The organism is Pseudomonas sp. Root401 (assembly GCF_001425105.1).
In the GTDB taxonomy this organism is placed as follows: domain Bacteria; phylum Pseudomonadota; class Gammaproteobacteria; order Pseudomonadales; family Pseudomonadaceae; genus Aquipseudomonas; species Aquipseudomonas brassicacearum.
In genome coordinates, this window is sequence record NZ_LMDO01000045.1 from 233,256 (window position 1) to 247,650 (window position 14,395).

A 14,395-nucleotide genomic window follows, 5' to 3' on the forward strand; every position below is an offset into this window, starting at 1 on the left:
ATCTTGCTCTTTCGCTTTCGCTTTCGATTCAATAGCCAGGGACAAGATCGCAGCCTCGTTGCACTCGACAGCTCCTACAGGGCTCCTCGCCACAAGTTTTGTGTTCGAACCTCGGGGGTATCAGGCGCTGGCCCGCTGCACCACTTCCGACGGATCGGCATGCACCAGCACTTCGGCCTTCGGATAGGCATGGTGGATCGCATCGGCAGCCTGGTCGCTGATGCCGTGGGCCACTGACAGGGTCAGTTCCCCCGGCAACTCCAGGTGCAGTTGCACGAACCAGTGGTTGCCGGAAATCCGCGTACGCAGGTCATGGGCACCGAGCACGCCGGGCACGGCGCAGGCCAGTTCCAGCATGTGCTGGCTGACGTCGGGCGGCAGTTCCTGATCCATCAGCACGGCAAAGCTTTCCCGGGCGATCTGGACGGCGCTCCACAGAATGTAAATGGCGATCCCCAGGCCGAACCAGGCGTCGAGCTGATACCAGCCGAATCCGGCCAGGACCAGTGCCACCAGGATGCTGCCGTTGAGCAACAAGTCGGAGCGATAGTGCAGCGAGTCGGCGCGCACGGCGTTGGAGCCGGTGGCGCGGATGACCCGATGCTGCAACGCCAGCAACGCCAGGGTCAGCCCCAGGGAAAACACGATCACGCCGACACTGAGCCAGGGTGCCTCCACCGGCACCGGGTTTTTCAGCCGCTCGAAAGCCTGCAAGGCAATCAATACCGCACTGCCGCCGATAAACAGCGCCTGGGCCATGCCGGCCAGGGATTCGGCCTTGCCATGACCGTAGCGATGGTCATCGTCGGCGGGGCGCAGCGCGTAGTGCACCGCCAGCAGATTGAGCAGCGAGGTGACGCCGTCCAGTGCCGAGTCGGTCAGGCCGGCAAGCATGCTCACCGAGCCGCTCAGCCACCAGGCCAGGGCCTTGGCGACGACCAGGGTAAGCGCCACGGCCACCGACGCCCGGGTGGCCAGGCGCAGCAGGCGGGCGTGTTCGGTGCTGGTGGTCATGGTGCGGTCGTTCCTTGGGTGGCGTCTGTCATGCGGCGGGCTTGAGGCCGAGGGCAGCCAGTTGTTGCGCGCTGCCCTTGTGCTGGATCAGCCGAGGATCGTCCAGCGGGAAGCTGCGGCCGAGTTCGCGTTCCAGGATCGCCTGCAATACGTGGTTATTGACGGTGCCGTCGGGGTTGATGGCCGGCTTGAGTTTCTCTGGCTCGATCTGGACGCTTTTGCCCGGCTCAAAGTAAATGGCGCCGGTGGCGAAGTCCACGGCGAACGCGATCAGGCCGGGGATGATGTAGAACAGCAGGCCGACGGCGTCGAGCGCGGCAATCGCCGGGTCGATCTTGCCATCGATCTGACCGCGACGGTCCGGGTAGAAGATCGAGCCGCAAGCGCTGAGCTGGGTCAGCAGGGTGGCGACCAGGACGCCACCGATCACGCGAGAGGGAATACGCATAACAATCTCCTGAGCAGATAAGGGCGTTGCTGGTTGGAGTCCAGACCACGCTAAACAGTTCGCCGTTATACTCGGCCCTCTGTTTTGGAGCCAGCATGATTTCTTTGCCGATTGATGAAGTTTTACCCGCCCTGCGTCAAGCCCTGGCGTCGCGCCACGAAGCGGTGCTCGAAGCACCGCCTGGTGCCGGTAAAACCACCCGCGTTCCCTTGGCCTTGCTGCACGAGCCCTGGCTGGCCGGGCAGACCATCCTGATGCTCGAACCCCGGCGCCTGGCGGCACGGGCGGCGGCCGAGCGACTGGCCAGTGAACTGGGGGAAAAGGTCGGTGAAACCGTCGGCTACCGGATTCGCCTCGACAGCAAGGTCGGCCCCAAGACCCGCATTGAAGTGGTCACCGAAGGCATCCTCACCCGGCGCTTGCAGGACGATCCGGCGCTGGAAGGCGTGGGGCTGCTGATTTTCGATGAATTCCATGAGCGCAGTCTTGACGCCGACCTGGCCCTGGCCTTGAGCCTCAACGGTCGGGAGCTGTTTCGCGAAGACCAGCCACTGAAGATCCTGCTGATGTCCGCCACCCTGGAAGGCGAGCGCCTGGCCGGGTTGCTGGACGACGCGCCGATCCTGCGCAGCGAAGGCCGCATGTTCCCGGTGACGGTGCGCTGGGGCCGGCCGTTCCAGCCCGGCGAGTTCATCGAGCCGCGGTTGGTGCAGACCGTATTAGATGCACTGCATGATGAAACCGGCAGCGTCTTGGTGTTCTTGCCCGGGCAGGCCGAGATCCGCCGGGTCCATCAGCAACTGGCCGAGGCCTTGGGCGAGGGTGGCAATGTGTTGCTCTGTCCGCTGCACGGGGAGCTGGACCTCGCTGCCCAGCGCGCCGCCATCGACCCCGCGCCGCCCGGCCAGCGCAAAGTGGTGCTGGCCACCAACATCGCCGAAACCAGCCTGACCATCAACGGTGTACGAGTGGTGATCGACGCCGGACTGGCCCGGGTGCCGCGTTTCGACCCTGGCAGCGGCATGACCCGGCTCGACACCCAGCGCATTTCCCGAGCCAGCGCCACCCAGCGGGCCGGTCGGGCCGGGCGCCTGGAGCCTGGTGTCTGCTACCGGTTGTGGTCCGAAGACCAGCATGAACAATTGGCCGCGTACGGCAGCGCGGAGATTCTGTCGGCGGACCTGGCTGGATTGGCCCTGCAGTTGGGACGCTGGGGCGTGACGCCGCAGCAATTGGTCTGGCTCGACATTCCGCCCACCGCCGCATATGCCCAGGCCCAGGATCTGCTGCAACGCCTGGGCGCGTTGGAGGGCGAGCAACTGACCCGCCACGGCCAGGCCATGGCCGAATTGCCGGCCCACCCGCGTATCGCTCATCTGCTGCTGCGCGGTCAGGCGCTGGGGCTGGCGGACATGGCCTGCAACGTCGCCGCTCTGTTGGGCGAGCGCGATATTCTGCGTGGCGCCGGCGCGGATCTGCACAGTCGCCTGGCCTTGCTGTCCGGCGAAGAACGCGCAGCGCGTGGCGCCCAGGGTGGGGTGCAGCGGGCGCGACAACTGGCTCGGCAATATCGCGGTTACCTGCGGGGCAAGGCCGAAGAAGCGGTGGCCGACCCCGATCATCCGCGCTGGCTCGGTGCGTTGCTGGCGCTGGCCTACCCCGACCGCGTCGCCCAGCAACGCCGGCCCGGCGGCGCCGAATACCGTTTGGCCAATGGCCGTGCGGCGCTGTTTGCCGAGGCTGACAGCCTGATGAAACAAGCGTGGCTGGTGATCGCCGACCTGGGCAGCCGCCAGGGCCAGCGCGAAGAGCGGATCTACCTGGCGACGGAGTTCGACCCGGCGCTGTTCGATTCGGTATTGGCCGAACAAGTGCGCACGGTGGATCAACTGGATTGGGACGAGCGCGAAGGCGTGCTGCGGGCCGAGCGCCAGCGCAAGGTCGGCGAACTGGTGCTCAGCCGCGAACCGTTGACCGGTCTGGATGAGTCAGCCCGTAGCCAGGCCTTGGTGAACCTAGTGCGGCGCAAGGGCCTGGAGTTGTTGCCCTGGACCCCGGAACTGCGGCAATGGCAGGCGCGGGTGGCGCTGCTGCGGCGCCTGGACCTGGACGCCAAGGGCGAGAGCGAGTGGCCGGACGTCAGCGATGGCGCATTGCTGGGCAGCCTAGAGCATTGGTTGATGCCGTATCTGGGCCGCGTCTCGCGCCTGAGCCATTTTGCCAACCTGGATTTGTCGAGCATCGTTCACAACCTATTGCCCTGGCCATTGCCGCAACGCTTGGATGAACTGGCGCCGCACCATTTGAGCGTGCCTTCCGGGTCGTCGATCCGCCTGGACTACAGCGAGCATCCGCCGATCCTGGCAGTGCGCTTGCAGGAACTCTTCGGCCTGGCCGACACCCCGCGCATCGCTGGCGGGCGGCAGGTGGTCAAGCTGCACCTGCTGTCGCCGGCGCGCCGACCGGTGCAGGTCACCCAGGACCTGGCGAACTTCTGGCGCAGCACCTATGCCGAGGTGAAGAAGGACCTCAAGGGGCGCTATCCCAAGCATTACTGGCCGGACGACCCGCTGGTGGCGGAGGCGACGGCGCGGGTCAAGCCGCGTAAGTGAGCTGAGGAAAACTCAGGATATGAAATACATACCCTGTGGGAGCCGAGCTTGCTCGCGATTGCGGTGGATCAGCAGCACGGTCATTGACTGACACACCGCTATCGCGAGCAAGCTCGGCTCCCACAAAGGGCTAAGGCGCTGCCGGCAACAGGAACCGCGCAATCACCGGCAAATGATCGGAGATGCGCAAGGTGTCGTCCTGCCTTACCTGGGCTTCGACCCGTTTGAGGCGCGGACTGTAGAAGAGGTAGTCGACGGTGCGGTCGGGGCCGTTGAGGCCGGGGTCGTTCGGGTAGTGGGTCAGCCAGTGTTCGCGGTCGATGCCGCTGGCCTCGTTGTTGGTGGGGATCATCGGGTATTTGTCCCACAGCAGATGCAGGGGGCTGTCGGCGGAGTAGGGCGTGCGTTGCTCGGTCGGCAGGCGTCGGTACTGGCCCAGGGGCAGCAGGTTGAAGTCGCCGCCGATCAGCCAGGGTGTGCCAGCGGATTCGAATTTATCCAGGGCCTTGGCCACGGCGGTGATTTGTCTGGGCAGGGTTTCGTCCGGCTCGGTGGCCCGTTCCAGGTGGGTGTTGAGCACCGCCAGTTGGCCGCCGCCGCTCAGCGGCAGATAGCTCACCAACAAGGCATTTTTCGGCTGGAACTGACGGCTGATGATATTGGTATCGGCCACCGGCAGTTGTACCCGCTCGGCATGGTCGATGCGGTAGCGACTCAGGGTCGCCAGTTGCCGGCCGACGCTGCCGAATATGTGTGGATCGGGGACGAAATCGGCCTTCCAGTCGAAGGCACTGGTGCCGCACGGATAGAGGTCGGCCAGGCGTTCCTGCAACAGTTTGAGCTGGTCCTGGTAATCGCTGGCCTTGGCGCCCTTGTCCAGTTCCTGGAGCAGCACGACGTCCGGTTGCTCGTCGCGGATGACCCGTGCCACTTCGTCGAGGCTGAAGGCCATGTCTTCCAGGGTCGGGCTTTCATCGTTGCCCTGGGCCAGGTCGTTCCAGAACACGTAGCGTTTGCCGGCGAGGAACTGGACGTTCCAGGTCATCACCTTCAAGGCCTGGCCGGGCACCAGCGGTGCTGCGTTGGCGGTGCAACTGACCGGCAAGGTTTCCCGAGGCTGCGGCCGCCAGGTCAGGCCGTAGATCGACAGGGCGGCCAGGCTGAGGATCAACAGCAGGCCCAGCAAGGTGTAGCGCAGTAGGCGGGTCATGGCTCAGGTTTTTCTGCAATCAGCATGAACATTCGGAACAGCACGACAGTGGTGAACAATTGCAGAAAACTGTGGATGCTGTCGATCAGCAAGCTGACCAAAGGATTTTGCGGCGGCGGATACACCGAGACGCTGGCGCCCTTGAGCAGCCAAAGCGGGACCATCACGGACAGGATGCACAACAGGATTCGCCAGAAATGACCGCGACTCATGCGCAGGCTTTCCTTCATCGCGGCCAGTGGCGCCAAGCCCTTCAATACCAGCAGGTACTCACCGAAAGCCAGGACGACCATCAGCCATAGCCCTGGCAGGAAATACAACGAGATGCCGATCAGGATCAGCAGAGTATTGAGCGCGGTCAGCAAGGCAAAGCGTGGCCACTGGAGGAGGGCGGCGGCGAGCAAATCGCGGGCGCGGGGGGCTTCGCCACGACTGCGGGCATCGAGAAACAGGATCAACGCCGCGGTGTACAGCGGGTACACCAATAGCCCGACGATCACGCTGTAGCCGGAAAAGCCGTCGGCCCCGACGGCGCTGTCCACCCCCTGCTGCAGCACCGCTTCGAGTATCACCAGCGGCAAGCACAACTGGGCGATCCGGCCCAGATGGCGCTTGAAAAAATACAAAGAGTCACGCAGTACTTCTAACGGATTCATGGGTCGGTATCGCAGTTCGAAAAAGCGGTCCGACACTTTACCCATCAGGTGACCGCAGAAACAAACGTAAACATCAGGTAAAGACCATTGAAAGCTTTTCGACGAGCCCCATTACTGGTGGGCACCGGTCTTCAGGACCGGAATGGTTTCTACCCGGCAATCTAATGAGGTCGCCATGAACAGCGAAGAACAAACCCTGATCGATGGACTGTTTTCACGGCTGCAACAGGCCGAAAAGGATTCAGCCCCGCGCGACGTCCAGGCCGAGGCGCGGATCAAGGAACACCTGGCCAGCCAGTCAGCGGCGGGCTATTTCATGACCCAGGCGATCCTGGTGCAGGAGGCCGCGATCAAGCGCCTCGATGAACAGAACAAGCAACTCACCCAGCAAGTCGAGCAATTGCAGGCCGAGCTGCAACGGGCCCGCACCCAGCCATCGGCACCCAGCGGTGGCGGAGGCTTTCTCTCAAGTATTTTTGGTGGCAGTGCCCGGGATTCACGCCCGGCAAGCGCACCGACGTCCAGTGGGGGAGGCTGGCGCGAACCGGCACAGCCGTCCTTCAATGCCCAGCCCCAGCCCCAACAGGGCTTCGGCGCGCCGCCCGGCAATTATGGCGCACCGCAACAGCAGGCCCCGGCAGCGGGCAGCTTCCTCGGCGGCGCCCTGAAAACCGCAGCAGGCGTGGCCGGCGGCGTGATGCTGGCCCAAGGCATCAGCAGCCTGTTCCACAGTAACCAGCAACCCCAGGAAATTGTCGAGGTCATCAAGGAAGAGCCGGCCCAACCGGTCAACGACACCGCCAACAGCGGCGGCAACGGTTGGGGCGATGACCAACGGGTGGCCGATAACGACGGCTATGGTAATGACCCGGGCGGTTTCAGCGACGCGGACTACAGCGACGATTCATCTTCCTTCGGCGACGACGACTCCTTCGTCTGACCTGCCATTCGTCCGGGGCGCCCTGGCGCCTCGGGCCGATTATTCGCGGAACAATCCTTCGGGCTGGCATACTGGGCGACTTTTCGGCCCAGGTGGCCTGTGTGCGTGTGCATCCAAGAGGAAACGCGGTGAAAAAAATTGCAGTGTTCGCCGATGTCCAGAACCTCTACTACACCGTGCGCCAGGCCTACGGTTGCCATTTCAACTACGCCGCGCTGTGGGCTGATGTCAGCAAGCAGGGGCAGATCGTCGAGGCCTATGCCTACGCGATCGATCGCGGTGACAGCAAGCAGCAGCAATTCCAGCAGATCCTGCGCAACCTGGGCTTTGTCGTGAAGCTCAAGCCCTACATCCAGCGCAGCGACGGCTCGGCCAAGGGCGACTGGGACGTGGGCATCACGCTGGACATCATGGACGCCGCCGACCACGTCGACGAAGTGGTGCTGGCCTCCGGCGATGGCGATTTCGACATGTTGCTCGAACGCATTATTCAAAAACACGGCGTACAGGCCGTGGCCTATGGTGTGCCGGGGTTGACCGCCAACTCGCTGATCCGCGCTGCCAGTCGCTATGTGCCCATCGAAGGCGCGTTGTTGCTCAAGAATTGATTTTCACGGAGTTCAAAAGGTTTGGAACGCATCGCAGTCATCGACTTTGAAACCACCGGGATCACCCCGAGCAGTAGTTGCCGGGCCACTGAAATCGCGGTGGTGATGCTCGAGCAAGGCCGGATCGTCGACCGCTACCAGAGCCTGATGAATGCCGGTGTGCGCGTCCCTGCGTTTATCGAGCAACTGACCGGCATCAGCAACGCCATGCTGCGCAGCGCCCCGTCGGCGGAAAAAGTGATGAACGAGGTCAACGAGTTCGTCGGCATCACGCCGCTGCTGGCGCACAACGCTGCGTTCGACCAGAAGTTCTGGGACTTCGAACTGGGGCGAATCAAGCGCACCCGCCTGCAGAATTTTGCCTGCTCACTGTTGCTGGCCCGGCGCCTGATGCCGGCGGCGCCGAACCACAAGCTCGGCACGCTCAACGCTTTCGCCGGCCTGCCCCATACCGGCCAGGCTCACCGGGCCATGGCCGACGCCGAAATGGCCGCCAACCTCACCGCGCACCTGGCCTCGCAATTGCGGCAAAAGCATGGGCTGCGGGAGTTGTCCCATGATCTGCTGTGCAGTTTGCAGAAAGTGCCTGCGGCGAAGATCAATGAGCACCTCAAGCGGCATCGCGGGTTCTAAACACACCGTCGAACCAAAACTGTGGGAGCGAGCTTACTCGCGATAGCGGTGCGTTCGATCGTTCCCATGCTCCGCGTGGGAATGCCTCATCGGACGCTCCGCGTCCGGCTTCGAAGGGACGCGGAGCGTCCCCAGCTGCGTTCCCACGCAGAGCGTGGGAACGATCAAACTGTGGGCGATCAGTGTTATTTCCCGTTGCCTTCCAACTGCCCCAACGGCACGCGCTTTTCAATGGCGCTGGACAGCACGATCGAGGTCTTGCTGAAGCCGAACTTGGCGATGCGGTTGATCAGCTCTTCCAGCTCGGGCATCGAACCGACCGCCGCTTGCATGATCACGCACGGGTCGCCGGTGACCCGGTGGCATTCGGTCAGTTGTGGGATCTTGCACAGTTCGTCGTAGGTCTTCTGGTTGCCGTGCTGGTTCATCCGCAGTTCGATGACGCACTGCACCGGCAGACCGATCTTTGCCATGTCGACTTTGGCTTGATAACCGGTGATGACGCCGCTGGCTTCCAGTTTGCTGACCCGCTCGGCCACGGCGGGGGCTGACAGGTTCACTTTGCGGGCCAGTTCAGCGTAGGACGCACGACCGTTTTCCAACAGGGCGCTGAGCAGCATGCGGTCGTATTTGTCCACGGTTTGGCTTCCTGTTGGCGTGACTTTCGAAAACACGATTTATAGCGCTGATCTCCGTGTTTTGAAAAGTGTATGGCTCGGATAAACAGGTTTTGTAACTTATTTTCCGTCTGCCGCCTTTCTAGAATAACGTCTCTCATTGTCCTGACTTCGAGCCGACCATGCCTGGCCCACGCCGTTTTCCCTTGCCATTGATTGCTGCCTTTTTTGCCTTGTACGTCATCTGGGGTTCGACCTACCTGGTGATTCGCATCGGTGTGGAGCATTGGCCGCCGCTGTTGCTGGCCGGGATTCGTTTTGTGCTGGCCGGTTCGCTGATGTATGGCTTCCTGCGCTGGCGCGGGGCACCGGCGCCGACCTGGGCGCAATGGAAGGCCGGGGCCATCATCGGCGTGCTGTTGCTCAGTTTTGGTAACGGCGCGGTCAGTGTGGCCGAGCACACCGGCGTGGCGTCCGGGGTGGCGGCGTTGGCGGTGGCGACAGTGCCTTTGTTTACCTTGCTCTGCGGATATTTCTGGGGCGCGCGTAATACTCGTCTGGAATGGGCGGGGATTGTGCTGGGGTTGATTGGCATCGCGATGCTCAACCTGGGCTCCAACCTGCAGTCCAGCCCGTTGGGTGCGACCTTGCTGGTCTTCGCGGCGGCGTCCTGGGCCTTCGGTTCGGTGCTGAGCAAACACGTGCCGTTGCCGGCAGGGGCGATGGCCAGTGCCGTGGAAATGCTGGTGGGCGGCGTGGTGCTGTTGATCGGTAGCGTGGCCAGCGGCGAGCACCTGGACAGCATGCCGCCGCTGGAGGGTTGGTTCGCCTTGGCTTATCTGACCTGCTTCGGTTCGATCGTCGCCTTCAACGCCTACATGTATCTGCTCAAGCATGTGCGCCCGGCGGCGGCCACCAGTTATGCCTACGTCAACCCAGCCGTGGCGGTATTGCTGGGGATCGTGTTCGCGGGTGAAACCATTGGCGCTGAAGAAAGTGTGGCAATGTTGGTGATCATCAGTGCCGTGGTGTTGATCGGGTTGCCGCAGTGGCGCAAACCCAAGCCTGCGCCGGCCGCTTCCTGATTTAGGGTAAACTGCCGCGCATTGCACATCTTGCGCTGATTTTTCCTACGGTACTTCCATGACTTTCGCCACCCTTGGCCTGATCGAACCCTTGCTGCGCGCCCTCGAGACGCTCGGCTACCAGACCCCGACCCCGGTGCAGGCCCAAGCCATGCCGGCGGTGCTGGCCGGTCGCGACCTGATGGCCGCGGCCCAGACCGGCACTGGCAAGACCGCCGGTTTCGCCGTGCCGCTGTTGCAGTTGCTGACCACCGAAGGGCCGAAGGTCGCGGCCAACTCGGTGCGAGCGCTGATCCTGGTGCCGACCCGCGAACTGGCTGAGCAGGTCCATGAAAGCGTGCGTCAGTACGCGCAAAACCTGCCGCTGAGCACCTACGCCGTGTACGGCGGTGTCAGCATCAACCCGCAGATGATGAAATTGCGCAAAGGTGTCGACTTGTTGGTCGCCACGCCTGGGCGTCTGCTCGATCTGTTCCGCCAGAACGCGCTGAAGTTCAACCAGTTGCAGACCCTGGTGCTGGACGAAGCCGACCGCATGCTCGACCTGGGCTTCTCCGAGGAACTGGCGAATATCTACAAGGCGCTGCCGAAGAAGCGTCAGACGTTGCTGTTCTCGGCGACCTTCTCCGACGCGATCCGCCTGCTGGCCGGGCAGATGCTCAACGATCCACTGAGCATTGAAGTGAGCCCGCGCAACGTCGCCGCCAACACCGTCAAGCAATGGGTGGTGACGGTGGACAAGAAGCGCAAGCCGGAATTGTTCGTGCACTTGATGCGCAAGAACAAGTGGAAGCAGGTGCTGGTCTTTGCCAAGACTCGCAATGGCGTTGATGCGTTGGTGGAAAAACTCCAGGGCCTGGGCGTCAACGCCGACGGCATCCACGGTGACAAACCCCAAGCCACCCGCCAGCGCGCACTGGATCGCTTCAAGGCCAGCGAAGTGCAGATCCTGGTGGCGACCGATGTCGCTGCTCGTGGCTTGGATATCGAGGACTTGCCGTTGGTGGTGAACTTCGACCTGCCGATTGTCGCCGAGGACTACATCCATCGCATCGGCCGTACCGGTCGGGCGGGTTCGACCGGGGAAGCGATTTCCCTGGTCTGCGCCGACGAAGTGAACCTGCTGTCGGCCATCGAGATGCTGACGCGCCAGACGCTGACTCGTCAGATGGAACAGGATTTCGAGCCTGAGCATCGGGTCCCGGACACCGACGCCAGCGGCCAGGTGATCAAGAAACCGAAAAAGCCGAAGAAACCGAAAACCTCCGGTGGCGGCGGCAAGCGCAACCTGGGCAAGTGGGTGGACAGCGGCGACGCCTCGCCTGTGGAACCTTCGGTCAAGCCTGTGCGCAAAGTACCGGTGTTCAATACCGGGCCGCGTAAGAAAAAACCCTGATATTAAGGCATCAGTGATCGTTCCCACGCTCTGCGTGGGAATGCCGCCCGGGACGCTCTGCGTCCCAAAAGCCGAACGCGGAGCGTCCGCAGAAGCATTCCCACGCAGAGCATGGGAACGATCACTGCCTCAAGAATTCCAGCATGCCTAGGCCCGCCGCCCTGCCACTGGCAAAGCACGCCGTGAGCAGATAGCCGCCGGTGGGTGCTTCCCAATCGAGCATTTCCCCGGCGCAGAAAACGCCGGGTAATTGCTTGAGCATCAGGCGTTCATCCAAGGCCTCGAAGGTCACGCCGCCAGCGCTGCTGATAGCTTCGTCCAAGGGGCGGGTCTTCACCAGGGTGAGCGGCAGGGCCTTGATCGCCTGGGCCAGCCGCGCCGGGTCAGTGAAACATTCGGCCGGCGTGAGCTCGCGCAACAGCGCAGCCTTGACGCCGTCGATCCCCAGCTGGCTGTGCAAGTGCTTGGCCATCGAGCGAGAGCCGCGTGGCTTGCTCAGGGCTTGCTGGATCTTATCCACAGGCCGGCCCGGCAGCAGATCCAGATGGATCGTCGCGCTGCCGTGTTGGTTGATGGCTTCGCGAACCGGCGCCGACAGGGCGTAGACCAGGCTGCCTTCGATACCGGTGGCGGTGATCACGCATTCGCCGAGGCGCGGTACATCGTCGTTCAGGCCGATGGCGATGTTCTTCAGCGGGGCGCCAGCGAATTTGCTGATCATCAGGTCGCTCCAGGCCTCTACCTCGAACCCACAGTTGCTCGGTTGCAATGGCGCCAGGGCCACGCCGCGCTGTTCCAGCGGTAGCATCCAGGCGCCGTCAGAGCCCAGGCGCGACCAACTGCCGCCGCCCAGGGCCAGCAGTGTCGCGTCGGGGCGTAGCGTTTTCTCACCTTCCGGACTCGCTATGCGCATGCTGCCATCGGGGTTCCAGCCGAGCCAGCGGTGGCGCGTGTGGATCGCCACGCCGGCATCGCGCAGGCGCTTGAGCCAGGCGCGCAGCAGTGGCGCGGCTTTCATGTCGGTAGGAAATACCCGCCCGGAGCTGCCGACAAAAGTGTCGATGCCCAGCCCGTGAATCCATTCGCACAATTGCTCGGCGCCGAATGCCCGCAGCAGCGGGGCAATGTTCGGCGCACGTTCGCCGTAGCGGGAAAGGAAGGCCGGGAAGGCTTCGGAGTGGGTGATGTTCATGCCGCCCACGCCGGCCAGCAGGAATTTGCGGCCCACCGAGGGCATGCCATCGTACAGGTCGACCCGCAGGCCCGCCTGGCTCAACACCTCGGCCGCCATCAGGCCGGCGGGGCCGCCGCCGATGATGGCGATGTTTGGAGTGTGGGGGAGGGGGGCTTGGGTCATGGTGAGCGATGTCTGGCGGATCAAGGAGGGCATTCTATCAGCTCGGCCCACATGATCTGAGGCCGGAATCCGTGTAGGAGCTGTCGAGCGAAGCGAGGCTGCGATCTTGTCCCGGACAATTGAGTCGCGAGCGAAAGATCAAGATCAAAAGTTCGCAGCCTTCGGCAGCTCCTACGGGTTATCCACAGGCCGCTCCACAGGCATTGTGGGTAAAGCCCAGGTTTCAGTGACAACCTGATGACGTCCAGACCCTTTGTGCGCTGTGGTGCAGGATTGCGTGGCGGCGGGCCAGGGCCTGGCGGTCCTTGCTGTAGCCGCCACCGATCACGCCGACCACCGGGATGTCGCGTCCCAGGCAATGGCGCATGACGCTCTCGTCCCGGGCGGCGAGGCCTTCGTCGGTCAGTTTCAGGTAGCCGAGGGCGTCATCCTTGTGTACGTCGACGCCGGCGTCATACAGCACCAGGTCCGGCTGATAGAGCGGCAGCAAGTAGTTGAGCGCATCGTCCACCACCTTCAAATAAGCGGCGTCTTCCATGCCCATCGGCAGGGGGATGTCCCAGTCGCTTTGCGCCTTGCGTGCAGGAAAATTCTTTTCGCAGTGCAAGGAAACTGTCACGGCGTCCGGGGTGTCATGGAGTATTCGGGCGGTGCCGTCGCCCTGGTGCACATCACAGTCGAAAATCAGCACCCGTGAAACTCGGCCGCTGGCCAGGAAATATCGACTGATCACCGCCAGGTCGTTGAAGATGCAGAACCCGGCCGGGTGGTCGTAGTGGGCGTGATGGGTGCCGCCGGCCAAGTGACAGGCCAGCCCGTGTTCGAGGGCTTGTTCGGCGGCCAGGAGCGAGCCGCCCACGGCGCGCACCGTTCGGCGGGCCAGGGCTTCGCTCCAGGGCAGGCCAAGTCGCCGTTGGTCTTCACGGGACAACTCGCCGCCCATGTAGCGTTCGATATACGCACGATCGTGGGCCAGGGCGAGAATGTCCGGCGGACACAGCGACGGGCGCAGCAGGTCGGCGTCGCGGGTCAGCCCGCTGTCCACCAGGTGATCGCGCAACAGGCGAAACTTGTCCATGGGGAAACGGTGTTCCGCCGGGAAGTCAGGGCTGTAGTCTTCGTGATAGATAAGCGGCAGCGACATGGTGTTTTCAGTAGTGATTGAGTGACGGATCCTACCAGCGATGTAGACTCTGGGGCATGGAAAGGGAGTGAAGATGGAGCCGATACTGGAACTGGAAAGCGCGCGGCTGCTATTGCGGCAGTGGCACGATGATGACTTGCCGGAATTTGCCGCCATGTGCGCAGACCCGCAGGTGATGCGTTATTTCCCGGCGCGCCTGAGCCGCCTGGAAAGCGCTGCCCTGATCGGTCGCGTGCGGGGGCATTTCGCCGAGCATGGTTTTGGTTTGTGGGCCCTGGAACGCAAGGACACTGGCGCCTTCATTGGCTTTACCGGGCTGGGTGTGGTCGGGTTCGATGCGCCATTCACGCCGGCCATCGAGATCGGTTGGCGCCTGGCCCGGGAGCACTGGGGCCTGGGGTATGCCAGCGAAGCGGCGTGGACCGCCTTGCGTTGTGCTTTCGACCAGTTGACGCTGGACGAAGTGGTGGCGTTCACCGCCGTCGACAACCTGCCATCGCAAAAGGTCATGCAGGCCATTGGCATGCAGCATGACCCGGCTGACGACTTTGAACACCCGACACTCGCCGTCGGTCATCCATTGCGTCACCATGTGCTCTATCGCATCAATCGTGAGCAGTGGTTGCAGACCCTGCACGGTTAGCCGACACGGACGTTTACAATGCCCGCCAAAAT

General features: G+C 63.1%; 14 protein-coding genes. 7 read left to right on the plus strand and 7 right to left on the minus strand.

Annotated elements, in window-relative coordinates:
* Positions 1-120: 120 nt before the first annotated feature.
* Together ASC85_RS25460 and ASC85_RS25465 are read right to left on the minus strand one after the other, a co-directional pair.
* On the minus strand, positions 121-1,014 hold the full coding sequence (locus ASC85_RS25460; RefSeq protein WP_057451852.1) for a cation diffusion facilitator family transporter: 894 nt from the start codon (positions 1,012-1,014) through the stop codon (positions 121-123).
* Positions 1,015-1,042: 28 nt separating this feature from the next.
* Positions 1,043-1,462: a hypothetical protein gene (locus ASC85_RS25465; RefSeq protein ID WP_057451853.1), complete on the minus strand. Its 420-nt coding sequence runs from the start codon at positions 1,460-1,462 to the stop codon at positions 1,043-1,045.
* Positions 1,463-1,557: 95 nt separating this feature from the next.
* On the opposite strand from ASC85_RS25465, the gene hrpB reads away from it, so the two are divergent.
* Positions 1,558-4,074 carry an ATP-dependent helicase HrpB gene (gene hrpB, locus ASC85_RS25470; RefSeq protein WP_057451854.1) on the plus strand — a complete coding sequence of 839 codons (2,517 nt, stop codon included), beginning with the start codon at positions 1,558-1,560 and terminating at the stop codon, positions 4,072-4,074.
* Between the two features lie 130 nt (positions 4,075-4,204).
* Here hrpB and ASC85_RS25475 read toward each other — a convergent pair whose 3' ends face one another.
* Together ASC85_RS25475 and ASC85_RS25480 are read right to left on the minus strand one after the other, a co-directional pair.
* Positions 4,205-5,284, minus strand: a complete 1,080-nt coding sequence (locus ASC85_RS25475; RefSeq protein WP_057451855.1) for an endonuclease/exonuclease/phosphatase family protein — start codon at positions 5,282-5,284, stop codon at positions 4,205-4,207.
* A complete protein-coding gene (locus ASC85_RS25480; RefSeq protein WP_057451893.1) occupies positions 5,281-5,940 on the minus strand; it encodes a hypothetical protein in 660 nt (219 codons plus the stop codon). Before ASC85_RS25480 ends, ASC85_RS25475 begins: the two co-directional genes overlap by 4 nt.
* A 175-nt stretch (positions 5,941-6,115) precedes the next feature.
* On the opposite strand from ASC85_RS25480, the gene ASC85_RS25485 reads away from it, so the two are divergent.
* The 3 genes from ASC85_RS25485 (at position 6,116) to ASC85_RS25495 (ending at position 8,121) form a co-directional block, all read left to right on the plus strand.
* Positions 6,116-6,880: a DUF2076 domain-containing protein gene (locus ASC85_RS25485; RefSeq protein ID WP_057451856.1), complete on the plus strand. Its 765-nt coding sequence runs from the start codon at positions 6,116-6,118 to the stop codon at positions 6,878-6,880.
* 128 nt (positions 6,881-7,008) lie between these two features.
* Positions 7,009-7,488 (plus strand): LabA-like NYN domain-containing protein, encoded by a 480-nt coding sequence (locus ASC85_RS25490; RefSeq protein WP_053182045.1) that lies wholly within the window; start codon positions 7,009-7,011, stop codon positions 7,486-7,488.
* Positions 7,489-7,509: 21 nt separating this feature from the next.
* Positions 7,510-8,121: a 3'-5' exonuclease gene (locus tag ASC85_RS25495; protein WP_057451857.1), complete on the plus strand. Its 612-nt coding sequence runs from the start codon at positions 7,510-7,512 to the stop codon at positions 8,119-8,121.
* Positions 8,122-8,306: 185 nt separating this feature from the next.
* Here the strand turns inward: ASC85_RS25495 and ASC85_RS25500 are convergent, their stop codons facing one another.
* On the minus strand, positions 8,307-8,759 hold the full coding sequence (locus ASC85_RS25500; RefSeq protein WP_003205835.1) for an Lrp/AsnC family transcriptional regulator: 453 nt from the start codon (positions 8,757-8,759) through the stop codon (positions 8,307-8,309).
* A 161-nt stretch (positions 8,760-8,920) separates the two neighbouring features.
* Here ASC85_RS25500 and yedA point away from each other — a divergent pair, with 161 nt between their 5' ends.
* Together yedA and ASC85_RS25510 are read left to right on the plus strand one after the other, a co-directional pair.
* The gene (gene yedA / locus ASC85_RS25505; protein ID WP_057451858.1) at positions 8,921-9,823 is read left to right on the plus strand and encodes a drug/metabolite exporter YedA; all 903 of its coding nucleotides are present in this window, start codon (positions 8,921-8,923) and stop codon (positions 9,821-9,823) included.
* Positions 9,824-9,881: 58 nt separating this feature from the next.
* Positions 9,882-11,219: a DEAD/DEAH box helicase gene (locus ASC85_RS25510; RefSeq protein ID WP_057451859.1), complete on the plus strand. Its 1,338-nt coding sequence runs from the start codon at positions 9,882-9,884 to the stop codon at positions 11,217-11,219.
* Between the two features lie 121 nt (positions 11,220-11,340).
* Here the strand turns inward: ASC85_RS25510 and ASC85_RS25515 are convergent, their stop codons facing one another.
* Together ASC85_RS25515 and ASC85_RS25520 are read right to left on the minus strand one after the other, a co-directional pair.
* Complete coding sequence (locus tag ASC85_RS25515) at positions 11,341-12,576, minus strand: TIGR03862 family flavoprotein (protein ID WP_057451894.1); 1,236 nt, start codon at positions 12,574-12,576, stop codon at positions 11,341-11,343.
* A 223-nt stretch (positions 12,577-12,799) separates the two neighbouring features.
* Positions 12,800-13,720 carry a histone deacetylase family protein gene (locus ASC85_RS25520; protein WP_057451860.1) on the minus strand — a complete coding sequence of 307 codons (921 nt, stop codon included), beginning with the start codon at positions 13,718-13,720 and terminating at the stop codon, positions 12,800-12,802.
* A gap of 73 nt (positions 13,721-13,793) precedes the next feature.
* Here ASC85_RS25520 and ASC85_RS25525 point away from each other — a divergent pair, with 73 nt between their 5' ends.
* Positions 13,794-14,363, plus strand: a complete 570-nt coding sequence (locus ASC85_RS25525; protein ID WP_003205825.1) for a GNAT family N-acetyltransferase — start codon at positions 13,794-13,796, stop codon at positions 14,361-14,363.
* Positions 14,364-14,395: the final 32 nt, after the last annotated feature.